At 73.0% G+C, this 23985-nt stretch carries 18 protein-coding genes; 7 read left to right on the plus strand and 11 right to left on the minus strand.

The features are described 5' to 3' along the window. Positions 1-33: 33 nt before the first annotated feature. Positions 34-342: a hypothetical protein gene (locus AB0J53_RS13390; RefSeq protein WP_364171734.1), complete on the minus strand. Its 309-nt coding sequence runs from the start codon at positions 340-342 to the stop codon at positions 34-36. Between the two features lie 182 nt (positions 343-524). Between AB0J53_RS13390 and AB0J53_RS13395 the strand changes: the two genes are divergently transcribed. Next, positions 525-2057, plus strand: coding sequence for an alpha/beta hydrolase (locus AB0J53_RS13395; RefSeq protein ID WP_364171736.1), 1533 nt, complete (start codon positions 525-527; stop codon positions 2055-2057). Between the two features lie 38 nt (positions 2058-2095). Here AB0J53_RS13395 and AB0J53_RS13400 read toward each other — a convergent pair whose 3' ends face one another. Beyond that, positions 2096-2506: a PPOX class F420-dependent oxidoreductase gene (locus AB0J53_RS13400; protein ID WP_364171738.1), complete on the minus strand. Its 411-nt coding sequence runs from the start codon at positions 2504-2506 to the stop codon at positions 2096-2098. Between the two features lie 66 nt (positions 2507-2572). Here AB0J53_RS13400 and AB0J53_RS13405 point away from each other — a divergent pair, with 66 nt between their 5' ends. Continuing rightward, complete coding sequence (locus AB0J53_RS13405) at positions 2573-2953, plus strand: hypothetical protein (protein ID WP_364171740.1); 381 nt, start codon at positions 2573-2575, stop codon at positions 2951-2953. On the opposite strand, the gene AB0J53_RS13410 is transcribed toward AB0J53_RS13405, so the two are convergent. From AB0J53_RS13410 to AB0J53_RS13435, 6 genes are read right to left on the minus strand one after another with little or no spacing between them, the layout of a single operon-like run. After that, positions 2950-3531, minus strand: coding sequence for a TetR/AcrR family transcriptional regulator (locus AB0J53_RS13410; RefSeq protein WP_219510335.1), 582 nt, complete (start codon positions 3529-3531; stop codon positions 2950-2952). The genes AB0J53_RS13405 and AB0J53_RS13410 overlap by 4 nt on opposite strands. Positions 3532-3585: 54 nt before the next feature. Further along, a complete protein-coding gene (locus tag AB0J53_RS13415; RefSeq protein WP_364171742.1) occupies positions 3586-4482 on the minus strand; it encodes a Rieske 2Fe-2S domain-containing protein in 897 nt (298 codons plus the stop codon). 51 nt (positions 4483-4533) lie between these two features. Beyond that, positions 4534-5742 carry an ROK family transcriptional regulator gene (locus AB0J53_RS13420; RefSeq protein ID WP_357583470.1) on the minus strand — a complete coding sequence of 403 codons (1209 nt, stop codon included), beginning with the start codon at positions 5740-5742 and terminating at the stop codon, positions 4534-4536. An 18-nt stretch (positions 5743-5760) separates the two neighbouring features. After that, complete coding sequence (locus tag AB0J53_RS13425; protein WP_364171745.1) at positions 5761-7254, minus strand: glycoside hydrolase family 3 N-terminal domain-containing protein; 1494 nt, start codon at positions 7252-7254, stop codon at positions 5761-5763. Next, positions 7251-8177, minus strand: a complete 927-nt coding sequence (locus AB0J53_RS13430) for a BadF/BadG/BcrA/BcrD ATPase family protein (RefSeq protein WP_364171747.1) — start codon at positions 8175-8177, stop codon at positions 7251-7253. The genes AB0J53_RS13425 and AB0J53_RS13430 overlap by 4 nt, the downstream gene beginning before the upstream one ends. After that, the gene (locus AB0J53_RS13435; protein ID WP_364171749.1) at positions 8174-9193 is read right to left on the minus strand and encodes a hypothetical protein; all 1020 of its coding nucleotides are present in this window, start codon (positions 9191-9193) and stop codon (positions 8174-8176) included. Before AB0J53_RS13435 ends, AB0J53_RS13430 begins: the two co-directional genes overlap by 4 nt. Before the next feature lie 67 nt (positions 9194-9260). On the opposite strand from AB0J53_RS13435, the gene ngcE reads away from it, so the two are divergent. From ngcE to AB0J53_RS13455, 4 genes are all read left to right on the plus strand, one after another. Next, positions 9261-10652, plus strand: coding sequence for an N-acetylglucosamine/diacetylchitobiose ABC transporter substrate-binding protein (gene ngcE / locus AB0J53_RS13440; protein WP_357583478.1), 1392 nt, complete (start codon positions 9261-9263; stop codon positions 10650-10652). 25 nt (positions 10653-10677) lie between these two features. Further along, positions 10678-11565, plus strand: a complete 888-nt coding sequence (locus AB0J53_RS13445; RefSeq protein ID WP_308126015.1) for a sugar ABC transporter permease — start codon at positions 10678-10680, stop codon at positions 11563-11565. After that, complete coding sequence (locus AB0J53_RS13450) at positions 11565-12425, plus strand: carbohydrate ABC transporter permease (RefSeq protein WP_219510343.1); 861 nt, start codon at positions 11565-11567, stop codon at positions 12423-12425. Before AB0J53_RS13445 ends, AB0J53_RS13450 begins: the two co-directional genes overlap by 1 nt. Before the next feature lie 192 nt (positions 12426-12617). After that, positions 12618-17855 carry an amino acid adenylation domain-containing protein gene (locus AB0J53_RS13455; RefSeq protein WP_364171752.1) on the plus strand — a complete coding sequence of 1746 codons (5238 nt, stop codon included), beginning with the start codon at positions 12618-12620 and terminating at the stop codon, positions 17853-17855. Positions 17856-17866: 11 nt separating this feature from the next. Here AB0J53_RS13455 and AB0J53_RS13460 read toward each other — a convergent pair whose 3' ends face one another. After that, positions 17867-18859 carry an aldo/keto reductase gene (locus tag AB0J53_RS13460; RefSeq protein WP_364171754.1) on the minus strand — a complete coding sequence of 331 codons (993 nt, stop codon included), beginning with the start codon at positions 18857-18859 and terminating at the stop codon, positions 17867-17869. 286 nt (positions 18860-19145) lie between these two features. Between AB0J53_RS13460 and AB0J53_RS13465 the strand changes: the two genes are divergently transcribed. After that, positions 19146-19616, plus strand: a complete 471-nt coding sequence (locus AB0J53_RS13465) for a DoxX family protein (RefSeq protein WP_219510345.1) — start codon at positions 19146-19148, stop codon at positions 19614-19616. 260 nt (positions 19617-19876) lie between these two features. Here the strand turns inward: AB0J53_RS13465 and AB0J53_RS13470 are convergent, their stop codons facing one another. Both AB0J53_RS13470 and AB0J53_RS13475 read right to left on the minus strand, forming a co-directional pair. Then, positions 19877-22666 carry a hypothetical protein gene (locus AB0J53_RS13470; RefSeq protein WP_364171756.1) on the minus strand — a complete coding sequence of 930 codons (2790 nt, stop codon included), beginning with the start codon at positions 22664-22666 and terminating at the stop codon, positions 19877-19879. 82 nt (positions 22667-22748) lie between these two features. Beyond that, a complete protein-coding gene (locus AB0J53_RS13475) occupies positions 22749-23984 on the minus strand; it encodes an FG-GAP-like repeat-containing protein (RefSeq protein ID WP_364171758.1) in 1236 nt (411 codons plus the stop codon). Position 23985: the final 1 nt, after the last annotated feature.

Consider the following 23985-nt stretch of genomic DNA (forward strand, 5'->3'; position numbering starts at 1 on the left):
CGCGGCGGCCGGGGCCGCCGCGCCGATGCCGGCTCAGCCGCAGGTGTTGGCGCGGATCGAGACGACGGGCCAGGGGGTGATGGAGGTGTGCGAGGTCTGCCCGACCGGCACACAGGGGCCGACGACGAGGATGGGGCCGGCGAGCGGCGACGCGTGCTTCTGCAGGACGACGACCTGGTGCATGCCGGTGCCGGAGGAGCAGTAGCTGCTCGCCGAGCCGGAGCCGTACTGGGTGGTGCATCCCGTAGGCGCGGCGGCGGCGGGGGAGGCGAGGAGGACGGCCGGGCCGAAGGCCAGGGCTGCGGCGCCCGCCAGAACGGCGGCACGATGACGAAGGCTCATACGAGTCTCCAGGGGTGGGGGGTTTTACTTTTAGGAAAGTTTCCTAAAAGTGAGGCTAGATCGCCGTTTCCCCCACCGTCAAGACAGCCGTTTGCCCGTCAACCACGACATTTCCCATCTTGCTTCACACGCCCTGCCGACCCGGCATGATCTAACTCCGCCGGATGAGCGATGGGAGCGATGTGAAGAGAAGATTGACCCTGCTGGCGACCGCCTTCGTCACGGTCGCGGCAGTCTTACCCGTTCAGGCCGCCGGAGCCAGCCCCCAGCAGCCGCCCCAGACGATCACCTGGACGCCGTGCGAGGAGGAGCCCGCCGCCGAGTGCGGCAAGCTGGCCGTCCCGATCGACTGGTCCCAGCCTGACGGCCCCACCGTCGAGCTCGCCCTGGCCAGGCGCAAGGCCACCGACCCCGCCGCCCGCATCGGCTCACTGGTGATCAACCCCGGCGGCCCCGGCGGCTCCGGCGTCGAAGCCGCCTACGGCGCCCCCGGCTTCTTCACCCCCGAACTGCAGCGGCACTTCGACATCGTCGGGTTCGACCCGCGCGGCGTCGGCCGCAGCAACCCCGTGGTCTGCTCGGCGTCCGTCTACAACGAGATGCCGTACGCCGTCATGACCAGCCAGGCCGACTTCGACAGGTGGACCGCCTACAACGAGCGGCTGCGCGCCGACTGCCGCGCCCGCACCGGCCCCCTGTACGACCACGTCGACTCCGTCAGCGTGGCCCGCGACCTGGACGCCATCCGCGCCGCACTCGGCGAGGAGAAGCTCACCTACTACGGGATCTCGTACGGCACGCTGATCGGCCAGATGTACGCCGAGCTGTTCCCCGGCCGGATCCGCGCGCTCGCCCTCGACAGCAACATGGACCACAGCCTGCGCGTCAAGCAGTTCCTCGACAGCGAGGCCGCCGCCGTCGAGGACGCCTTCGACCAGTTCGTCGGCTGGTGCGACCAGGAGCCGAGCTGCGCCCTGCACGGCCAGGACGTCCGCGCGATCTGGAAGGACCTGCTGGCCAAGGCCCGGCGCGGCGAGCTCTACTACCCCGGCGTGCCCGACCGGCCGATGACCGAGCTGCAGGTGCTGTGGCAGGGCGTCCTCGGCACCGAAGGCCCCGCCTGGCAGCTCCTCGCCCAGATGATCAACGCCCTCAACGGCGGCACCCCGCCCGACTGGGTGCCCCCGCTGCCCGGCCGTCAGCCCGTGCAGGGCGAACTCGCCCACCTGCCGACCGTCATCCTGTGCCAGGACTACAGCCTGCGGGTGCGCAACTACCGCGAATACGCCGCACTGCTGCGCAGCTCCGCGCGCCGGGCCCCCGACATGCGCTTCAACCCGATGCCGATCGAGGACCTGCCCGTCTGCCTCAACCACCCCACCAACAACCCGCAGCACCGGCTGCGCTACAAGGGCAGCGCGCCGCTGCTGCTCGGCAACTCGCTGCACGACCCGTCCACCCCGTACGACTGGTCGGCCGACGTCGCCAGGCAGCTCGGCCGCAAGGCGGTGCTGCTCACCTACGAAGGCTGGGGCCACCGCATCTACGGCAAGGACGAGTGCAGCACGGTGCCCATCGACAACTACCTGATCTCGCTGACCGTGCCCCCGCACGGCTACCGCTGCCCCGTCGGCGGCCGGGTCGAGAACACGCTCAAGCGGCAGGCCGAACTCTGGCCCACCGACGGCCTCCCCTGGTCGTCGCTGCCCCGCTGACCCCGCGGCCGGGCCCGGAAACCACCCGGGCCCGGCCCTCAGTGCACGGTCTTGCGCGCCTCGTACCAGGTGGCGCCCACCGGCTCGCCCGCCAGGTTCCAGCTCCACGACACCACGGGCGTGATGCCGAGGTAGAAGCCGGGCCCCACCATGCCGACCCGTTCCACCGGCTCCCCGGCCCGGCCGTAGACGCGCACCCCCCGCGCCACGAACGGCTCCATCGACACCAGGTCGTCGACCACCACCGCCACCAGGTGGTTGCCCGCCCTGACGTTGCGGAACTTGCGCGTCTCCAGCACCGACGCGCCCGACCCGCCGACCCAGAACCGCTCGCCGTCGAACTCGAACGCGACCGGCGCCACGTCCGGCTGCCCGCCCGGTCCCAGCGTCGCGATCCGCGCCAGCGGCTGCGACCGCAGGTACGCGATCTCCTCCTCGGTGAACGCCATGACGCTCCTCCTTTCAGTCACGCCCTCCCCCTTGCCGGGAAGCCGTGCGTGACGCCAGACTGCGGCGTGGCCGTTGAAGACCAAGACTGGTGGAAGACGCTGGAGCGCGCCCTGGAGATCGTGGAGCGCGACGCCCGCGCGGCGGGCCACACCGGCGCCCTCCGGCTGATCCCGAGGGGCTGGAGCGTCGGCGCGCAGGTGCAGTACGACGGCCGCCATCACGGTGAGGGCCTGTGTCCCGAGGAGGGCGGCGACCTCGTGAGCGCGATCGTGAACGTCGCCGGCTCCACCCAGGAAACGATCATGGAGCTGATCTGGCAGGTCTGGCCCGTCTGCGTGCCCCATGATCGCGGCGCGCACGTCGGATGGGAGGACGGGGTCGCCGTGTGGAAGTGCGCCGCCGGCGGCTCGCACGTCCTCGCGCGGATCGGTGAGCTGCCTGGCTAGGGGCGGGGGCGCATTCCGGCGAAGAGGGCTTCGAGCACCCGGTCGACGTACTCGTGCGTCACCGGCTCCTGCGTGACCATGAGGGTGAAGAACAGCGGCCCCGTCAGGATCGACATGGCCAGGTCCAGGTCGAACTCGGGGGCGAGCTGCCCCTGCTCCCTGGCCTTGGTGAGCCGGGCGACGGTCTTGGCCTCCTGCGGCTTGGTGAAGCGCTCGTTCAGCTCGGCGGCGACGGCCGGGTTGTGCTGGGCCTCGCCGATCAGCGACTGGAAGAGCGGCCCGAACGGGGGGCGGCCGAGCAGGTCGACGGCATGGTGGATCTGCGTGCGGAGGTCGGCCATGACGTCGCCGGTGTCGGGGTAGTCGAGGTCCGGCTGTTGCGGTGACAGGACCGCGTCCAGGAACAGGGCGCCCTTGGACGGCCAGCGGCGGTAGATCGTGTGCTTGCCGACGCCGGCGCGGGCCGCGACCCCCTCGATGCTGAGCTTGGCGTAGCCGATCTCCTGGGCCAGCTCGAGCGTGGTGCGCCGGATGGCCTCGGTCCGGTCGTCGGCCCGGGTGCGTGGGGTGTCCGTCATGTGGACAGCCTAGTAGAACGGCACGTGCCGTTGGGGGGTTGCGGGCGTTCGGGGTCAGGCCCGTGCCGTGATCCGCTCGGTGCTCCGGATCACCGCCCGGACGGGCTCCCGGTCGCCGGTCGTGGACCGGACGAGCACCCGGCCGTTGTCGATCTTCACGTCCCAGCGCGGCTCCTCGACCGTCGCGGGCCCGCGCACCACCTTGCCGTCGGCGAGCCGGAACGTGCTGCCGTGCCACGGGCACCGGACGCAGCCGTCGCCGACGATCGTGCCCTCGTCCAGCGGCCCACCGGCGTGGGTGCAGGTGGCCGAGAGCGCGTGCAGCGTCCCGTCGTGCTGGACGAGCAGCACGGCCACCCCGTTCGCCGTGACGCGGTGCGGCCGGCCGTCGCTCACCTCGGCCACCGCCGCGACGTCGGTCCAGTCGGTGACGGGCTGCTGGAACGCGGTGTGGTTGACGCCGACGCCCTGCACGAGCGACAGGCGCCCGCCCAGGTACGCGCCGATCGACGTCATGGCCAGGCCCGCGCCGCTCAGCAGCATCCCGGCCCGCCGCTGCCCGCGCCCGCGCGCGACCCAGGAGGCCGCCTGGAGCGCGGTCGCCGTCACGTTGCACAGCGCGTGCACAAGCCCGGTCCGCTGCTCGGGCCCGTAGGTCTCCGACCAGTCGGACGCCCCCGCCGCCGCGGCGGGCACCGTGGCGATCAGCCCGACGCCGACCAGGCGGCGCGCCGACTCGGCCCCGGCCTCGCCTCCGGCCACGTCCAGGAAGGAGGCCATGGTCCAGGCGCCGATGGGCAGGTCCGTAAGAACGGGGTGCAGCGAGTGGCCCAGCCAGGTGCCCGACAGCGCGTTCTTGATCGCGTCGGGGCGCGTCAGCCGCCCGACCAGGCCCGCGAGCTTGTTCGATGCGCCGTCGAGCGCACTCCAGTCCTCGACTCTTTTGCTCATGACGGCTGGCTTCCCCAGGCCGGGTGACTCATGCCTGGGGAGCCCGGCGCGCTACGGCCGCTCGGCGCGCAGCCGGTCGACGGCGGCCGTCGCGTGCACCGCGTACTCGCCGAGAAGCTCGGAGTGGGCCTGTTCCAGGCCGAGGATGACGGCGCCGAGCACGGTGGCGAGCGCGCCGACGACGCTGCTGGAGATCGCCACGAACTCGTGCAGCGGCCGGGCCGCCGCCTGCACCGCCTCGACGACCTCCGGGGCGTCGCCGATCTCGCCGCCGATCACCACCAGGTCGGGGTCGACGACCGCCGCGAGCGCGGCGCACGCCCTGGCGACGTCCAGCACGTACGCGTCGAGCACGGCCTTGGCCTCGGCCGAGCCTGCGGCGACGTCGGCCAGGATCGCCTTGACCACCTCGCCGACGGAGGCCGCGCCGGGAGCCTGCGAGCGGTAGGAGTCGACCAGGCGGGAGGCCGCCAGCCGCTCCTCCATCGCGTGGCGCGAGGTCTGCTCGGCGCCGTCGGCCCACGGGAACGGCAGCCGCGACAGCTCGCCCGCCGCGCCGTGCGCGCCGCGCACCAGGCGGCCCTCGTTGATGAGCCCCGCGCCGACGCCCACGCCGAGCTGCAGGTAGGCCAGGCTCGGCACGTCGGCCCCGGCGCCGATCCGCATCTCGGCCACCGCCGAGCAGTTGACGTTGTTCTCCAGCCGCACCGGGCCGTCGAAGTGGTCGGTGAGCGCGTCGAGCAGCGTGGCGACGGCGCCCTTCTCCTGTCCGGCGGAGGCGGGCACCTGGCTGCGGCGGGCGTCGATGATCTGCGGTAGCGCGATCGTCACGGCCCGCAGCCGGTCGCGTCCGGCGCACCAGTCGGCGAGCTGCCGGGCCGCCCGCTCCATGACGTGCGGCGACGGCTCGCGGCGGCGGGCCTCGCCGGGGCGGACCGGCTCGGAGATGGACACGTGCGTGGTGCGCGCCCCGGCGAGGTCGACGGCCATCAGCTCGACGTGGGAGCTGCCCAGGTCGACGCCGAGCGCCCAGCCGACCTCGTCGGCCGCCTCGAACAGCACGGCCGGCTTGCCGGTCGCCGGGACGTGCCTGCCGTTGCGGCGCAGGTAGCCGGCCTCCTCCAGGGCGCTGACGGCGTCGTTGACGCTCGGCTTCGACAGGCCGGTGGCGGCGAGCAGCCGGGGCCGGGTGGTCGAGCCGTGCCCGAGCGTGTGACTCAGGACGTGGCGCTGGGTCGGGGGGAGTTCCGGCGAACGCATGTGGTCATCCAATCGGAGTCACGCCTGTCTTGTCAGGGCGCGTACGGCGGCGGCGGAACTCGCCCGGGAGGCGCCGAAGGTCCGTACCACGCCGGTGGCGCGCGGGTAGTCCGTCCCCGGGTAGCCCATGTCGACGACGACCAGGCGCGGCGCGTCCAGCCGGGCGAAGACCTCGGCGCTGGCGGGATGGCGGGGCAGGTCCCGTACGACGGCCACGACGACGTCGGACGGCCCGAGGCCCGGCAGGTCGGGCAGGTCGCTGATCGGCGGGGTCAGGACGTGGTCGGCGAACGCGACGCCGGCCGCGCGCAGCTCCGGCCCGATACCCCACGGGACGGGCCCGGCCGCGATGGAGGTCCGGTCGTCGAACGTGACGACGTGCACAGTGCCACCCGTGCCGCCGGTGCCGCCCGGGCCGCCCGCGATCGACGCGTCGCCCTCGACGGTGGTCGCCCCCCAGGCCGCGGCCAGCCCGGCCGCGCGCTCGGCGGCGGTGTTGGCGGCCCCGGGCACGCCGACCGTGCCGGGGTATGCGCGGGCCATCGCGGCGACCCGCCGGTTGGCCTCCTCCAGCCGCTCGGCGGACAGCTCGCCGGACCGCACGGCGGCGACGATCGCGTCGACGACGGCGGTGGTCGCCTCCTCGTACTGCTCGGCCCCGAGGCACAGCACGTCGACGCCGGCGCGCAGCGCGCCCACGGCGGCGGCGGGCAGCGACGAGGCGTGGTTCAGCACGCCGTGCATCTCCAGCGCGTCGGAGATGACGACGCCGTCGTAGCCGATCTCGTCCCGCAGCAGGCGGCTGATCACGGCGGGGCTGAGCGTCGTGGGCGCCGAGGGGTCGAGGCAGTCGACCACCACGTGCGCGGTCATCATGCTCGCCACGCCGGAGGCGGCCGCGCTGACGAAGGTACGCAGGTGCTCGTCGTCGAACTCGGCCCGCCCGGCGGTCACCCGGCCGAGCGACAGGTGCGAGTCCAGCAGCGAGCCGCCGAGCCCCGGGTAGTGCTTGACGCACGCCGCCACGCCCGCCTCCTGCAGGCCCTCGATCCAGGCGGCGGCGTGCTCGGCGTTGTCACGCGGGCTGCGGCCGTAGGAGCGGGTGGTCAGCGGGCTGAGCGGGTCGGTCACGTAGTCGCCGATCGGCGCCAGGTTGTAGTTGACGCCGAGGTCGCGCAGCTCGGCGCCGATGCCCCGGCCCACCGCCCGGGTGGCGTCCAGGTCGCCGTTCTCGCTCAGCACCCGGTTGCCGGGGTAGGGGCTGCCCTCGTCGTGGTGGATGCGGGTGACGTCGCCGCCCTCCTCGTCGATCCCCACGACGGCGTCCGGCCGGGCCTCGCGGATCTGCCGCACGAGCTCCGCCACCTGCTGCGGCGACACGATGTTGCGGCCGAACAGGATGACGCCCGCCATCCCCTCGCGCAGCCGGTCGAGCAGCCACGGCGGCGCGGTGGTGCCCTCGAAGGCGGGCAGCACGGTGCCGAGGGCGAGTTGCCGCAGGTCTGATGTCATGCGAATTGCTCCTCATATGCCAGGTGGGCGAGCCGGACGGCCCCGAAGACCGGCTCGGTGCCGAGGACCGACAGCGGCAGCGTGACGCCCTGCTCGACCAGCGCTTCGGCGAACGCGGACCGGAACGACGGCTGCTTGACCATGACCGCGCCCGCGCCGACGACGGCGTCCGCGCGGACCCCGAGGCGCAGCGCGGCCACGACGTTGCCGGCGAGCCGCTGGGCGTTGCCCACGATGGCCCGCCGCGCGCTGGGGGAGCCGGCCTCCGCGCAGGCGAAGACGCTCTCGGCGAGTTCGCCCAGTTCCTCGCGCACGCCCTCCAGCGCTCCGGGGAGGCGGCGGTCCTCGATCACGTCGAACGCGCCCGCGACGAACGTGCGGAACACCCGGTCGCCCTCGCCGCGGTCCAGGCTCTCGGCGTACAGCCGCAGGGCGTCGATGACGATGCGCGGCGCGCTCCCGTGGTCGCCGAGCAGCCAGCCCCACCCGTCGGTGAGGATCGTGACGCCGTCGGGGGTCCGGCCGCCGACGACGGCCCCGGTTCCCGCGATCACCGACACGGCATGGTCGTACCCGCCTGCCAGGCCGACCAGCAGGGCGTCGTTGCACACCCGTACGGTGACGCCGGGGCCGAACTCGGCGGCCACGGCGGCGTGCAGCTCCCTGGTCAGCGCCTCGGAGTCGCAGCCGCGGGCGCCGACGCCGACGGCGGCGAGCCGGTGGCTCGGGGGCGCCACCTGGCCGGTGGCGGCGCGGATCAGCGCGGCGCGCCCGGCCGTGGACAGGTCGTTCCAGTCGGTGTTGGGCAGGGTCTGACCGGCGAGGTGCTCGCCGGTGACGGCGTCCTCGACGTGGACGCGCAGGTACGAGCCGCCGATGTCGAGGCCCGCGACGCCGGGGCGCGGCTGGGGGGCCACGCTCACGCGGTCGTCTCCACCTTCGTGTCGAGGCGGGTGAACACCGCGTCCTCGGGGCGCCGGCCGGTGGCCGCGCAGGCCTCCTGGACGACCATCTGGCAGATGACGGTGGCCGCGATGGACAGCTCGGCGCCGCTCATCCCGGGCAGGTGGATCTGGTGCAGCGGGCCGGGGCCGTCGTAGGCGATCGGCTCGGCGCCGATGAGGTGCACGGTGGCGCCGTGGTCGGCGAGCTGGCGGGCGAGCAGCGCCTCGCTGCCGCAGTCGACGATCACGTGGACGGTGCCCGGCCGGGCGCTGTCCATGAATCCGTGCAGGTAGGAGCGGGTGTCGAAGCTGGAGGCAGGCAGTGCGACGCCTTCGCGGAACAGCAGCGAGGCGCCCTCGGCCGCCGCCAGCCCCGCTCCGGAGGAGACCACGTCGAGGTGGCCGGCGCGCACCAGGTCGGCGGCGATGCGCCCGGCTGCCGCGCGCTGCCCGTCGATCACCGTGGTCAACCGCTCGCCGAACGAGCGCCAGCGCGGCTCGTCGACGCCGCCGGTCAGGTGCTCGGCCAGCATGGCCAGGGCGAGCGCGGTGGCCGTGTAGCCGACGGTGGACACGCGGGAGTCGGCGACGCCGCCCAGCCACAGGTGCCGGGGGGCCAGCTCGGACACCGGCGAGGGCGTCCGGTTGACGACGCTCATCCGCGACTCCTGGGGAGCCAGTGACAGCGCGCGCACGATCTCGACGCTGCGTCCCGACTGGGAGACCCCCAGGTACGTCGTCTCCGGGCGCACCTGGTCGGCGGTGAAATCGGCTCCAGTCAGCAGCTCGCACGCCACGCCGCGCGCGGTCAGCCCGGCGACCAGCACGTGCGCGGCGGCGCGGCTGGCCCCGATCGCGAAGGCGACGAGGCGGGTGACGCCGCCGTGACGGTCAAGCTGCCCCGGCAGAGCCCCGGCGAGGTCCGCCAACGACTCGGGCTGGCTGCGAAAGGCCTCGTCAAAGGAGTTCCACGGGAAAACTGTTGCTGTAGCCATGTTAGTAAGGTAGCTTACCTTACTCAGGATCGTCAAAGGAGTACGTATCCTGTGGAGGTGTACCCGAATGCATGATCGTCCGTCGCAGCCCCAGCCGACCCGCCGTTCGGTCCTGGCGTTCCTGGCGCTGTCCCCCGTCGCCGGCGCGCTCGCCGCCGGCTGTGCCACGTCCGGCGGAAAGCAGGCGCCCGCCGCGTCCCCGACGGGCCGTGCCGTCGCGGGCAATCCGTTCGGGGTGGCCGCCGGCACGCCCGTCGAGGTCGTGCTCTTCGACGGCGGCTACGGCCAGGCCTACATCAAGCTGCCCGTCGAGCTCTACCAGAAGAAGCACCCCAAGACCGAGGTCAAGCAGACCTCCACCCAGCAGATCCAGCAGACGCTGCAGCCGCGCTTCGTCGCCGGCAACCCGCCGGACGTCGTCAACAACTCCGGCTCCAACGCCATCGACTACGGCGCGCTCGTCGGCGACAAGGCCCTGCTGTCGCTGGCCCCGCTGCTGGACGCGCCCTCTTGGAGCGATCCAGCCGTGCCCGTGCGCGACACCCTGCGCCCCGGCGTGGTCGAGGTCGGCACGCACGACGGCCAGTTCGTCGTCCTCAACTACTCCTACGGCGCCTACGGCGCCTGGTACAGCGCCTCCCTGTTCGAGGAGAAGGGCTGGACCTACCCGCAGACCTGGGACGACTACCTCGGGCTGTGCGACAAGATGGCCACCGCCGGCATCGCCCCCTGGACCTACCCCGGCCAGTTCCCGTACTACATGTTCTGGTGGCTGGCCTCGATGATCTACAAGGTCGCGGGCAAGGAAGTCATCGACAAGATCAACAACTTCGAGAAGGACGCCTGGACCGACGAGCGGGCCGTCGCCGCGCTCAAGGCGTTCGAGGCCATCCCCGCCAACGGCTGGGTGCTCAAGGGCAGCTCGGGCCTCAACCACACCGACGCCCAGATGCAGTTCCTCCAGGGCAAGGCCGGATTCGTCCCCGGCGGCTCCTGGCTGGAGAAGGAGATGGGCGACAGCGTCCCGGCCGGCTTCGACATGTCGATCTGCCGCGTCCCGTCGATCACCGACGCCGACGACCGGCCGTTCGGCGCCCTGTGCGCCAAGGCGGGCGAGCCGTACATCGTGCCGCGTGACGCCGCCAACTCCGCCGGCGGCCTGGAGTTCCTGCGCGCGATGCTCTCGAACGAGGGCGGCTCCAACTTCATCGCCCAGGCCGGCGCGCTCTCCTCCAACCGCAACGCCACGCTGCCCGCCGACGCCAAGCACGGCCTCGTCTCCATCAACGACGCGCTCAAGGAGGCCGGCGACAACATCTTCGGCCTGACCGTCGACACCCGTAACAGCCGCCTGTGGAACGACATCGCCAAGGTGATGGGCCGGTTCATGAACGGCGACGTGAAGGCCGACCAGCTCGCCAAGGAAGCGCAGCGCCTCACCGACGCGGCCCGGAACTGAGATGCGAAACCGGCACCAGCGCCGTGTGATCGTCGGCTTCCTCGCCGCGCCGCTCATCCTTTACACGGTGTTCGTGGCCTCGCCGTACGTGCAGGCGTTCTACATCGCCATCACCGACTGGCGGGGCCTGTCGGCCGAGTTCGACGTGATCGGCCTGGCCAACTTCGCCGAGCTCTTCGGCGACCCGGTCTTCTGGAAGGCGCTCGGCAACAACCTGATCCTCCTGATCACGCTGCCGCTCGTCACGATCGGGCTGGCGCTGTTCCTGGCGTTCATGCTGAACGCCGCGGGCGGCCCCCGCAGCGGGGAGATCCGCGGCGTCCGGGGCGCCACGTTCTACCGGGTCGTGTTCTTCTTCCCGTACGTGCTGTCGATCGCGATCATCGGCGTGCTGTGGATGAACATCTACAACCCGATCAACGGCCTGCTCAACGGCGGGCTGCGCGCGATCGGGCTCGGGCACGTGCAGCCGTCGTGGCTCGGCGACGAGAGATTGGCCTTCTGGGCGGTGCTCGCCGTCCTCGTCTGGAACGGCGTCGGCTTCTACGTCGTCCTGTTCACCGCCGGCCTCAAGGCGATCCCCGCGTCGCTGCTGGAGGCCGCGGTGCTCGACGGCGCCTCCAGGAGCCAGGTCTTCTTCCGCATCACCGTGCCGCTCATCTGGGAGAACATCCGCACAGCGGCCGTCTACCTGGGGATCGCCGCACTGGACGCGTTCGCCATCGTGCAGATCATGACCGGCGGCGGGCCGAACGACTCCACCCAGGTGGGCTCGTTCTACCTCTACCAGAACGCGTTCTCCTACGGCCGGTTCGGCTACGCCTCGGCGATGGGCGTCGTGCTCTTCGTCGTCACCCTGGCCCTGTCCGCCTTCACGCTCCGCGCGACCCGCCGAGAGAGGATCGAATTCTGATGGCCGCCACCGGTGCGCGCAGGCCGCGAGGCAGATCCGCGGGCCCGACGATCGCCGTCGCCCAGGCGTTCCTCGTCCTGTGGGCCGTCGTGTCGACCGTGCCGCTGATCTGGGCCGTCGTCAGCTCGCTCAAGAGCGACCCGGAGATCGTCGCCGACCCGTGGTCGCTCCCCGAGGCCCTGCGCTGGGACAACTTCGCCCGTGCCTGGGACACCGCCTCCATCGGCACGTACTTCGGCAACACCGTGATCGTCGTCGGCGGCGGCGTCGTGCTGACGCTGCTGCTGTCGGCCATGGGCGCCTACGTGTTCGCGCGCTTCGACTTCCGCGTCAAGGGCGTGCTCTACTACTTCTTCATCGCCGGGATGACGTTCCCCGTCTTCATGGCGCTCGTCCCGCTGTTCTTCGTCGTGCAGAACCTCGGGCTCGGCAACTCGCTGCCCGGCCTCATTCTCGTGTACGCCGCGTACTCGCTGCCGTTCTCGATGTTCTTCCTGGTGGCGTTCTTCCGCACGCTGCCCGAGGAGGTCGCGGAGGCGGCCAAGCTCGACGGGTGCGGCGAGGTGGCCACGTTCTTCCGGGTGATGCTGCCGATGGCCAAGCCGGGGCTCATCAGCGTCGGCATCTTCAACTTCATCGGCCAGTGGAACCAGTATCTGATCCCGTTGGTGCTGGTCAGCGACGACAGCAAGTTCGTCCTGTCGCAGGGGCTGGCCAACCTCGCGGTCGAGCAGGGCTACGCCGGTGACCGTTCGGGCCTGTTCGCGGGCCTGACGATCGCGATGGCGCCGATCCTGATCGTCTACGTCCTCCTCCAGCGCCGCATCCAGGCCGGCATGACCGCGGGGGCGCTCAAGTAGGCAGCGATCTTGACTCGAAGGGTCCGATGTATTTGCCGTAAGAGTCAAGCTGGGACCCCACCCTCTCTGCTGCATCACCCTTGCGCATGCCGCGCGGTAGGTGCGAGACTGGCGATCATCTAAATAGAAAAGATTCTTTCCTATTAGAATCCGCTCTCTTATAGATCCCATGTCTTGGAGGCAGACAGCCCAATGACTACCGATCACGTGGTCGCGGGCCATACCCGCGTGCTGTCGTCCGGCCAGGAGCGGCTCTGGTTCCTGAACCAGCTCGACCCCGGCAACGCCTCCTACAACATGTTCGTCACCGAGCGCCTGCGCGGCCCGCTCGACGCCGACGCGCTCGAACAGGCGCTCCTCGCCGTCGCCGCCCGGCACGAGGTGCTGCGCACCCGCTACGCCGACGAGGACGGCCGGCCGGTCGCGGTCGTCGACCCGCACCCGCGCGTCACCCTGACCTGGGTCGACCTGGCCGGCCCCTACGGCGAGGAACGCGCCGCCCGGCTGGTGGCCGAGTGGACCGGACGGCCGTTCGACCTGGTGGAGGACCAGCCGCTGCGGGCCGGCCTGATCCGGCTCGGCCCCGGCGAGCACGTGTTCGTCGTCGTGCTGCACCACATCGCCGCCGACGGCTGGTCGCTCGGCATCCTGCTGCGCGAGCTCACCCGCGCCTACAACGGCGAGCCGGCCCCGGCCCCGCTGACCCTGCAGTACGCCGACCACGCCCGCGAGCAGCGCGAACGGGATGCCACGCCGCCCCAGGCGCTGGTCGAGCGGCTCAGGAACGCGCCCGCGCTGGAACTGCCCGCCGACCGGCCGCGCCCGCTCGTGAAGACCACCGCCGGCGACCGCGTCGTCACCACCCTGCCCGCCGGGATCAGCGACCGCATCGGCCTGCTGGCCAGGCGGGAGCGGTGCACGCTGTTCATGACGTTGCTCGCGGCGTTCCAGGCGCAGCTCTCCCGCTACAGCGGCCAGCAGGACGTGTGCGTGGGAACCCCGGTCTCCACCCGCGACAGCGAGGAGCTGGAGCCGCTGATCGGCTTCTTCCTCAACACGCTGGTGGTGCGCACCGACCTGTCCGGCGACCCCACGTTCCGCGAGCTCATGCACCGGGTGCGCGCCACGGCGATGGAGTCGCTGATGGCCTCCGACGTGCCGTTCGACCGGCTCGTCGACGCCCTCGACCTGCGCCGCGACCTCAGCCGCACGCCGCTGTTCCAGGCCGAGTTCGTCATGGGCGCCGAGACCGCCGGGCAGCTCGCGCTCGACGGCGTGACGGCCGAGCCCTACGACCCGGGGACCGCGCAGGCCAAGTTCGACCTGGCGCTGGAGGCGGCGCCCGGGGCCGACGGGCTGCGGCTCTTCCTCGTCTACAGCACCGACCTGTTCGACCGCGCCACCGCCGAGCGCTTCTCCGGCCACTTCGCCAACGTGCTGCGCCAGGTGGCCGACGACCCCGAGGTGCGGCTGTCGGAGCTCGAACTCGCCGGGCCGGGGGAGCTCGCCCTCCTCGACGCGTGGAGCCGGGCCGAACCGGTGCCGCCCCGGGCGCGCACGCTGCACGAGATGGTGGCCGCCACCGCCGCCGCCCGCCCGTCGCACCCCGCCATCGTCCAGGCCGGGCGCACGCTCACGTACGCCGAGCTCGACGGCCGCGCCGACCGGCTCGCCGCGCTGCTGCGCGAGGCCGGGGTGGGCATCGGCGACCGGGTGGCGATCTGCCTGGAGCAGTCGCCCGAGCTCGCCGTGGCCGTGCTCGGCGTGCTCAAGGCCGGAGCCGCGTACGTGCCCGTCGACCCCGAGCAGCCGGACGAGCGGCTGGCGTACCTGCTGGCCGACTCGGGCGCGGCGGCGTTGGTCGCCGACACCCCGGTGGGCGGCTTCGCGGGGCCGCTGCTCGGCGTCCCGCAGGAGAGCGGCGAGCCGGTCGGGCCGTCGGCCGGGCCGGACGACCTGGCGTACGTGATCTACACCTCCGGGTCCACCGGGCGGCCGAAGGGCGTGGCCGTCCAGCACCAGCAGGTCCTCAACTACCTGTCCGACGTGCGCGAACGCTTCGGCGTCGTGGACGGGGCCAGGTTCGGGCTGCTGCAGTCGCTCTCGTTCGACTTCGGCGTCACGGTCTTCTACCTGGCGCTCATGACCGGCGGGACGCTGGAGCTGTACCCGTCGCGGATCTCCGGGGCCGAGTTCGCCGGCCACGGCCTGGACTACCTGAAGATGACCCCGTCCCACTTCGGCGCGCTGGCCGCCGAGGTGCCGCCGGAGGAGCTGCTGCCTCGCCGTACGATGATCTTCGGTGGCGAGGGGTCGAGCTGGCAGCAGACCAGGGAGCTCGCGGCGCTGGGCCGGTGCGAGATCGTCAACCACTACGGCCCGACCGAGACCACCGTGGGCGTCACCACCTACACGGTCAGGCCCGACGACGAGATCCGCGGCCCTGTCACGCCGATCGGCCGCCCGCTCGGGCACGCCCGCGTCCACGTGCTCGACGCCGCGATGCGGCCGGTGCCGATCGGCGTGCCCGGCGAGCTGTGCGTCGGCGGTGACCGGCTGGCCCGCGAGTACCTCGGCAGGCCGGACCTGACGGCCGAGAAGTTCGTGACCGTCCGGGGCGAACGCCTCTACCGCACCGGCGACCTGGCCCGCTGGCTGCCGAGCGGCGACCTGGAGTTCCTGGGCCGCCGCGACCTCCAGGTGAAGATCCGCGGCTACCGGGTGGAGCTGGGCGAGATCGACGAGGCGCTGCGCAAGCTGCCCGGCGTCGCGCACGCGGTGGCCGACGCCCGGGGCGAGCCCGGCGCGCTGGAGCTGGTCGCGTACCTGGTGGCCGACGGCGAGCGGATGCCGGTCGGCGAGCTGCGGCGGGCGCTGGGCGTCGCGCTGCCCGAGTACATGGTGCCGACCCGCTACGTGTGGCTGGACCGGCTGCCGCTGAAGTCGCACGGCAAGGTCGACCGGGCCGCGCTGCCCGAGCCGGAGGCCGAGCGCCCCGACCAGGGCGTGGCCTACGAGCCGCCGTCGGGGCCGGTGGAGGAGGTGATCGCGGCGGCCGTGGCCGACGTGCTCGGGCTGCCCCGGGTCGGCGCGCTCGACGACTTCTTCGACCTGGGCGGCCACTCGCTGCTGGCCACCCGCGTCGTCGCCAGGCTCCGCCGCGACCTGCCCGAGGAGTGCGCGCCGGTCAGCGTGATGGACCTGTTCCAGCATCCGACCGTGCGCCGGCTGGCCGCCGTGGCGGGCGAGCCGTCGGCCCGGCGCGGGCTGCTCTACCTGCTCACGCCGCCCGGCCCGGCCACGCGCACGCTCGTCTGCGTCCCGTACGGCGGAGGCAGCGCGGTCGTCTACCAGCCGCTGGCCGACGCCCTGCCGGAGGGCACCGCGCTGTACTCGGTGGCCGTGCCGGGCCACGACCTCGGCCTCGCCGAGGAGCCCAGGCCGCTGGCGCAGGTGGCCGCCGAGTGCGCGGCCGAGATCATGGAGAAGGTCGGCGGGCCGCTGTCGCTGTACGGGCACTGCGGGGTCGGCGGCGCGCTGACCGTGGCGATCGCCCGGCTGCTGGAGGAGGCGGGCCGCGAGATCGAGACCGTCTATCTGGGCGGGATCTTCCCGTTCGCCCGGCCGACGCGCGGACTGCTCGGCCTGTGGGCGAAGCTCACCGGCAGCGACCGGTGGCGCAGCGACCGGGGCCAGCTCGCCTGGCTGACCTCGATGGGCGCCGACCTGGGCGACCTCGACGAGGAGCAGCGGGCGTTCATCGTGCGCAACATGCGGCACGACGCGCGGCAGGCGGAGGAGTACTTCACCGGACTGCTGGACGCCGACGCCGCGCCGCTGCGGGCGCCGATCGTGTCGGTCGTGGGCGAGCAGGACCCGACGACGGAGTACTACGAGGAGCGCTACCGCGAGTGGCACTTCATGACCGGGCGCACGACGCTGGCGGTGATCAGCGAAGCCGGTCACTATTTCCTGAAATATCGGGCGGAGGAGCTGGCCGCGATCCTCTCCCGCGACCCGCTCACCCCCGGCGACAGCGGCCCCGGCTGGAGCGTCGAGGCCACCTCCACCCCCCGGGCCGCCTCCCCGGAGACCACAGCCGGACCCGAACCCAGCGTCGGACGCTTCCTGGCCGTGGCGCTCGGCCAGATGGTGACGATCACCGGCGCGACCATCACCGAGTTCGCCATCCCCATCTGGATCTACCTGAACACCGGGCGGCTCGCGCAGATGGCGCTGATGACCGTGCTCGCCGTCATCCCGGGCGTGCTCGCCGCGCCGCTGGTCGGCGCCATCGTCGACCGGACCAGCAGGCGCAAGGTGATGCTCGCGAGCAGCGTCGCCGGCCTCGCCATCCAGGGCGCGGCGGCCGCCCTGCTGTTCACCGACGGGCTCGACACCTGGACCCTGTACCCCCTGCTCACCATGCTGTCGGTGGCGCTGGCCTTCCAGCGGGTCGCGTACTCGTCGGCCATCCCGCAGCTCGTGCCCAAGCGCTACCTCGGGCATGCCAACGGCGTCGCGCAGATGACGGCGGGCGTCGCCCAGTTCGTCGCCCCGCTGGCCGCGGTCGGGCTCATGTCCGTGATCGGGCTCGGCGGCATCCTCATCGCCGACATCATCGGCTACCTGGTCGCCGCCATCGTGCTGACCGTGGTGCGCTTCCCCGCCACGCTCGCCCACCAGCGCAGGGAGTCGGTCGGCGCCGAGATCAAGGCCGGGTTCCGGCTGTCGATCGGCAACCGGGACTTCCGGGCGATGGTCGCGTTCTTCGCGCTGCTGGCCATCGTGCTGTCACCGGTCTTCATGCTCTACTCGCCGCTCGTGCTCTCCTTCTCCAGCCTGTCGCAGGTCGGCGTGATCGCGCTGTGCGGCGGCGCGGGCGCGGCGGCGGGCGGCCTGTGGATGAGCCTGTGGGGCGGCCCCCGCCGCCGGCGCATGATCGGCATGCTGCTGCTCACGCTGGTGATCGCGGTGTCCTGCGTGCTCGTCGGCCTGACCCGGTCGCTCGTGCTCATCGGCATCGGCGCGTTCGGCGTGTCGCTGGGGCTGGCGCTGGTCAACGGCGTGTACGCGACCATCATCCAGGTCAAGGTGCCCCAGCGCTACCACGGCAGGGTGTTCGCGCTCAACCAGATGGTGGCCTGGTCCACGATCCCGCTCGGCGTCGGCGTGCTGACGCCGCTCGCCGAACGGGCACTCGAACCGCTCATGCTCCCCGGCGGCGCGCTGGCCGGCACCGTCGGAGCCGTGATCGGCACCGGGCCGGGACGCGGCATCGCGCTGATCTACGTGATCTTCGGGCTGTTCATCGCGCTGCTGGTGGCAGGCGCGCTCCGGGCCAGGGTGCTGTCCCGCTTCGACGACCACGTCCCCGACGCGACCCCCGACGACCTGATCGGCGTCGCCCGCCTCAAGCAGAGCGAATAGCGGCGACCGGCTCAGCGGGCGGCGTCGAGGACCGCCCGCTGCCCGGCCGTCAGCTCCAGGTCCACCGCGCCCAGGCTCTCCTCCAACTGCTCGACCGAAGAGGCCCCGACCAGCGGGATCACCGGAACGTCGCCGCCCATGAGCCAGGCGAGCACCACCTGGTTGACGCTCGCCCCCGTCTCACGCGCCACCTCCCGCAGCGCCGCCATCCGCCGCGGCGTGCCCGGATGGTCGTACGCGTCGCCCAGCGGCTTGTCGTCACGCACGTACGCGCCGCCCAGCAGCGGCGAGTACGCCACCAGCGTGAGTGCCGGCTCGGCCCGCAGATAGCTGAGCAGGTCGCCGCCCACCGCGCCGAGATTGCCGTCCACCGAACGCGGCGTCGGCACGTCCAGACGCGGGCGCAGATAGGAGTGCTGATACTGCAGCACCTCGTAGCCGGGCAGCCCCGCCGACGCCGCCAGCCCCCGGGCCCGCTCCAGCCGCCACGACCAGTGGTTGCTCGCCCCGAGCAGCCCCACGGCGCCCTCCGCCACCAGCGCCGCGAACGCCTCCACCGTCTCCTCCAGCGGCACCCGCCAGCTCTCCAGATACGCGTGCGCGTACAGCAGATCCAGCCTGTCCATGCCCAGCCGCTCCCGGCTGCGCTCCGAGGACTCCCGGATCACCCGGGCCGACAGGCCCTCCAGGTCATGGCTGAGACTCGTCGCCGGCGCGTTGGGCCGGCCGCCGAGCTTCGTCGCGACGACGACCTCGTCCGTCACCCCCCGGCTGCGCCGCCACCGGCCGAGCAGCGCCTCGCTCTCACCGCCCTGCGTGCCGTTGACCCAGTACGCGTAGTTGTTGGCGGTGTCGAGGAAGTTGCCGCCGGCCTCGACGAACCGGTCGAGCACGGCGTACGAGGTCGCCTCGTCCACCGCCGTGCCGAACAACATCGTGCCCAGACTCAGCACGCTGACCCGGCGACGGGTCCCCGGATCACTGCCGATCACGCGGTACTTCATGAGAATCCTCTCCCGGACGTTCATCGGAGGGCAGAGCCGGAGTATCGCCGCTAGAGCCGGCTCGAGGTCAACCACCGCCCGTTACGCCCGCCGTCGTACGGGCCCGTGCGCCCTGACGTGGCGCTCGTCCGTCCCTAGGGGCGATCCCCGAGGCCCACGGCGGTACGCGCCGGTCCCCGCGTACGTGCGACGGTGTAGGACGACTGCCTCCCGTGGGCCGACGTCACCGGACCTGGATTTCGCGACTCTGGATCCAACGCGGAACGACACCGACAGGGAGCGCGAGATGAACACCACCGTCACCCCCACCCAGACCATGATCACCGGGCTGGCCGGCTGGCTGTCCCGGCACAGCATCGACATCCTGCGGGTCAGCCTCGGCCTGGTGTTCGTGGCCTTCGGCACGCTCAAGTTCTTCCCAGGGGTCAGCCCGGCGGAGGCCTTGTCCGTGGCCACGCTGGAGAAGCTGTCGTTCGGCATGCTGTCCGGCTACGCGGCGCAGTTCGTCATCGCCGCCATGGAGGTCTTCATCGGGCTCACGCTGGTCACCGGCAAGTTCCTGAAGACCGGGCTCGTGGTGATGGCCGGCGCGCTGGCCGGCTTCTTCGCCCCGTACGCGCTGTTCTTCACGAACCTGTTCCCCGGGGCCCCCACGCTCGAGGCACAGTACATCTTCAAGGACATCGTGCTCGCGGCGGCCGCCATGGTGATCGGCGCCCGCGCACTCGGCGCCCGCCTGGTCCCCGCCCGTGCATGACCAGCCCAGCCCCCCGCCTCCCGGCCCTGCCCCGGGAGGCATCTCCATGCCCACCCCCGGGGCCCACGCCTCACACCAGGTCGGGCCTGGTCGGCCGGGCCGTGTCGGACGTTCCGGGTCGGTCGGCCCGGGTCGGCCGCGCCGAGCTGGCGCGCGTGGGCCGGGTCGGTCGGCCCGGGTCGGCCGCGCCGAGCCGGCGCGCCCGGGCCGGGTCGGCCGGGCCGGGGCGGCTCGCGGGCTGGAGCGGCCGCCCCAGCGGGTCATGCCGGGGCGATCGTCTGGAGGAGGGCGCGGGCCTCGGCCACCGGGCGGGCGGCGCCCTTGCGGGCCGCCAGCTCGGCCAGCCCGGGAATGCCGACCCGCGCTCCGGCCTGTGGGCCGGTGCGTGCCCCGGCCAGGGCGGCGGCCTTGACCGCGACCGCGAGCAGGTCGGCAAGCCCCGGACGGGCAGGCTCACCGGCCCCCGGCAGCAGGGCGGGCAGCGCGGACGCCAGCATCGCCCACGTCTCGCCGTGCGCCCCAGACAGCGCGAGCTCCTCCAGCGCGGGCGCGACCCGCTTGAGCGTCACGGAGTCCAGCGCCACAAGCGTGGCCAGCGCCCAGCCGAGATCCCCGGCTGACAGCTCCCCACGCAGGGCGAGGATCTTCGCCGCGTCGATCGCGTGCACCCGTACGGCAGGCTGCTTGTGCCCCATGCCCAGCACGATCGCGGCGGCCGTGGCCCGCCCCACCGGGCCGTCCCCGTACGCCAGCGCGGGCAGCACGTCCACCTGGGCGTCACGGTGGCGCAGGTCCACGGCGAAACACTCCAGCACGTGCGCGGCCAGCGCTTCCCGATGGGACGGCAGCACCGAGGGCCACCACGCCATCCGGTCCGAATGGCCGGCGAAGTATTCCCTGGGCTCCAGCGTGAACAGCTCGCGGATCCGCTCCGGCAGGCCCGGCGCCGGCGTCAGGCGGGCGTGCAGCTCGGTGACGGGGGCGTAGTTCTGGTAGCCGCCGAGGTTCCGCATCACGCTCGCCGGGCCGTACGCGATGACCGGATCGGCCGCCCCGCCCGCCCGCAGCCACGCCGCCAGCCTCCGCCCCGCCGCCGACGTCAGCCTCTCCGCCCGGCCGAGCGCCACCGGGTCGACGGCCCGGGGCAGGCGGATCAGCGCCTGGCAGAAGTCGAGAGGCAGCGGCTCACGGTCACCCAGGAGTTCGAGCCGGTCGACGAGCGTTGCGGCGTCGAGGCGCCCCGTGCGCGCGGTCGGGGTGGCCAGCAGCAACGGGACGCTCCCACCCGCCTCGAACAGGGCCGCGACCTCCCGGTAGCGGTCACGGATGAACCAGTCGAGCACGGTCTGATAGGGCGGATTCCGCGCCAGGTAGTCGCTGATCTGGCGGGAGAGCACGGCGCTGTCCGACGGCGACACCACCGCGAGCGCGCACAGGGACAGCAGCGAGTAAGGGTGGTAGCAGGTGCTCGGGTCAGCCCATAACGGGTAGCCGTGCTCGAAGCTGCCCCACCGCTCGTTCCGCCACGGCCGCAGCGCCTCGGCAGTGCCCTCGCGGTCACGGTGGACGTGCTCGACCAGCGCGGCGAGCATCAGCTCGTAGCGGATGGGGTCGTGCGGCCAGCTCATGGAGGACAGCGCGGCGGCCAGCTCCGCCGCCGAGCCGATCGGTTTTGGCATGCCCGGCAGCGCGGGCGCGGTCAACGGCGTGGTGACCGGGGCCTCGACCGGCGCCGGCACGACCTCCCCGTAGGCGGCGGCGATCCGGGCCAGGGCCTCCGGCGGCAGGACCGCCGCCGCCTCCCGCACCGCCTCACGGGCCGCCCGGCTCGCGTGCGGCGCCAGCTTGACCGCCAACCGCACCGCCCGATCCCGCAACGACGGCACCTCCACCCCGAAAACCAGCCCCAACGCCACAACCGCCCCGTCAACGCGGTTGGACGCTCCCTGGCCGCCTGCACCATCAACGCGACCGGACGTGCCCTCGTCGGGCGGGCCGCTGACGCGGTCGGACGGGGCCTTCGGGCGTGGGGTCGCTGGGCGGGTGGGGGCGGACTGCGCTATCCACTGGAGCGCCGTCGTGACGTACTTCCGCTCCTGCCGGAACGCCAGCGCGCCGACCGCCTCGGCGAACAGCTCGTCGCCCAGCCCGCCCGCCTCGTCGGCGCGGCGCAGCTCGGCGGCGGCCAGCCGCACCAGCGGCGAGGCGGCGAACGGCAGCACCCGCACCAGGTCCACCACGGGAAGCTCCGCCACCTCCGGCCGCAGCTCCTCCCACAAGGTCACGAACGGCTCGACCTCCCGGGCGTCACCACCGTTGAGGAACTTCGACGCGCACCCGCCGATCAGCGCCTTCCGGTCCAGCCGCCCTTCGCCCGCCAGCCCGGCCAGCGCCCCGATCACCGTGGGGTGCTGGTACGCCGAGTTCCACGCCCGGTCGTGCGCCAGCGGCCGGGCGACGCCCTCGGCCTGGAACAGCCGGGGCACCATGAAGTCCAGCAGCGGATGGTCGCGCACCAGGTCGGCGCCCGCGCCCGTCCACAGCCTGTGGTGCAGGTGCCACACCCAGCCCGCCACGAACGCGTCGTTGTCGGGCGGCTCGATCCCCGTCTCGATCACCAGCGTGGCGGCCAGGTCCCAGCCGGGCTCGCCGTCCACCCGCCCCGCGAGCCCGCGACCGCCCGGACGGAGCCCGGCGGCCAGCCGTCGGGCCAGGTCGCGCCGCCACGGCTCCGGCCGGTCGCGGACCAGCCGCGAGATCCGCTCGGCGTCGGCCTTGGGCGACGGCACCGTACGCAGCTCGCGCCGGTCTAGCCAGGCGGCGACCTGGGCGGCCCCGCCCAGGCAGGCCGCCCCCGCCATGCGCAGGGCGGGCGCGGCGCCGGCGACCCCCCAGCGTGACTCGTCGCGCACCCGCCCGGCCAGGTAGCCAGGCAGCTCCGCGGCCACCGCCTTACGGTCGGCCGCCCCGAGCCCTACCAGGAACGCCACCAGCCCGTCCCCGCCGTCCCCGTTCTCGATCCGTCGCCGGATCTCCTCCCACGGACCCACGCCCCACCTCCACCCGGCCACGGCAAGCAACGCCCGAACGCTACCGACCCCCACCGACAACCAGGGGCCGACATCCGGGGGGTCAGCCGAGGGCTTCGCCGACGCCTTCCACGTCGCGGATCGCGCTCATGACCTGTTCGCTCCGGCCGGTCGCCGGGTCGAAGACGGTCACGCCCAGGGGTGGCGCCTCCTGGGGCATCCCGAACACCAGCTTGGTCCCGTAGAAGGCCACCGGCAGGTTGCCGCCGGGCAGCGTGGGGACGACGGTGCCGGGCACGCCCTCCCGCATCGACAGCACCTGGGCCGAGTCGCCCCAGGCCACGGCCACCCGCCCATCGGGTGCGGCGGCGAGCGCGGAGCCGGTGCTGGAGGACCCGCAGGCTCCGCACTCGACGGTGTCGAGGATCCGGGCGTGGTCGAGGACGAGCACGTTGCCGCACTGCCCCTCCGTGGCGGCGAACGTGCCGCCGGGCACGTAGGCGACGGCGTCGCCGAGCTCGCACTCGCTGCCGCCGTCGTGCTTGACGGCTTCGAGCCGCCCGGCCCGCACGTCCGCGATCATGGTCACGGCGCCGTCGTAGGGGCCGATGCCGTTGGCGAGCTGCCTGCCGGTGCCGTCGTCGCGTTCGCGTGGGGAGCCGACGAGCAGCCCGGTGCGGCCGTCGGGGAGCGGGCCGACGGCCACGGTGGCGCCGAAGCCGTCGTGCGGCTCGCTGTTGCCGGGGACGCCGTCGGTCTCCTGGGTGATGCGCCGGGGCGGCGTGGTGTCGCCGTCGGTCACGTAGACGGCGCCCGCCTGCTGGACGCCGCTGTCGTTCTCCTCCGGCGCCCCGATGGCGATGGTCCCGCCGTGGGCGGCCACGGCGGCGCCGAACCGCGCGCCCGGCTGCGGGTTCGGCGAGACGATCTTCCGGTACGGCGCGGCGTTCCCGCCGTACAGGACGTAGACGGCGCCCGCGCTGTGCCCGCCGTCGACCTTCGTGTACGGGGCTCCGACGACGACGTCGGCGCACCCGTCGGCGTTGACGCGGGCGAGGGCCACCGAGGACCCGATGGCGTCGGCGGCCAGGTCGGGGATGCGCAGGTGGACGAGCTTGCCCGCGCTGAGGATCGACACCTGCCCGCCGGTGAGCATGCGGTTGCCCACGGCGACGTCGTCGTGTCCGTCGCCGTCGAAGTCCCGCGCGCTCGCCTTGGCGCAACGGTCCGCGGGGGAGGCGGCGCCGGTGGTGGTGGCCGGGGCCGCGCCCACGCCGGGATCGCACGCGGTGAGCGTGATGAGGAGTGCCGTGAATGCGAGCACGAGCCGCCGTGACATA

This window comes from Nonomuraea sp. NPDC049725, assembly GCF_040674795.1.
In the GTDB taxonomy this organism is placed as follows: domain Bacteria; phylum Actinomycetota; class Actinomycetes; order Streptosporangiales; family Streptosporangiaceae; genus Nonomuraea; species Nonomuraea ceibae.